Origin of the sequence: Acidovorax sp. HMWF018 (assembly GCF_003061035.1) — a bacterium.
Classification (GTDB): Bacteria; Pseudomonadota; Gammaproteobacteria; order Burkholderiales; family Burkholderiaceae_C; genus Acidovorax; species Acidovorax delafieldii.
On the sequence record NZ_QAIM01000407.1, the window covers coordinates 741 to 1,518 of the forward strand.

Here is a 778-nt window from a genome sequence, read left to right on the forward strand (position 1 = left end):
CGCCGCTGGCTGGACCAAGGCCATGACGACGACGGCCGCGAAGTGGTCACGCTCGACACCCGCAACGCCTTCGAGGTGGACGCAGGCACGTTCGACAACGCCATCGACTGGCGCATCGACAAGTTCACCGAGTTTCCGCCTGCACTGCGCGCGCACAAAAGCGAACTGCAGGACAAGACGGTGGTGAGCTTCTGCACCGGCGGCATCCGCTGCGAAAAAGCCGCCATCCTCATGCGCGAGGAAGGCCTGCCCCATGTCTACCAGCTGGAGGGTGGCATCCTGAAATACTTTGAGCTGACAGACGGCGCGCACTACCACGGCGGGTGTTTTGTGTTTGACGAGCGCCGCGTGCTGGACACCGGGCTCGCCATCGACACGCCTACAGCGGCTGCAGCCGCTACAGAAGTCGCTATCAAATAATGAGCTGCCAGCGCTTTATGTACTAGCGCTACAGCCCATTTTTATCCACATATCACGCTTTGATCACGCCTTGAAGCGGTGTTCCGGCAGGGGTATCCACTCCACCTCGCCCGGCACCTGGCCCATGGCCTGGGCCTCCCAGTCGCTGGCGGCCTGCACGATGCGGTCCTTGCGGCTGGAGACAAAGTTCCACCACATGTGGCGTGGCGCATCCAGCGGCTCGCCGCCAATCACCATCAGGCGCACGGCGCTCTCGCCCGCCGTCAGGCGCAGGGGCTGGCCGGGTTCCGCCACGGCCAGGATGTGCGCAGGCACCTCATCGCCGTTCAGCGACACGGGTGCATCCACGGTGTACACC

The 778-nt window shown here is 63.9% G+C and carries 2 protein-coding genes; one reads left to right on the forward strand and one right to left on the reverse strand.

All coding sequences use genetic code 11. The features are described 5' to 3' along the window. Positions 1 to 420 (forward strand): rhodanese-like domain-containing protein (locus tag DBR23_RS30875; RefSeq protein WP_255581746.1); only part of this gene is annotated, 420 nt, incomplete at its 5' end. 63 nt (positions 421 to 483) lie between these two features. On the opposite strand, the gene DBR23_RS16760 is transcribed toward DBR23_RS30875, so the two are convergent. After that, the coding region (locus DBR23_RS16760; protein ID WP_304466213.1) for a pirin-like C-terminal cupin domain-containing protein at positions 484 to 778 on the reverse strand (295 nt) is incomplete at its 5' end.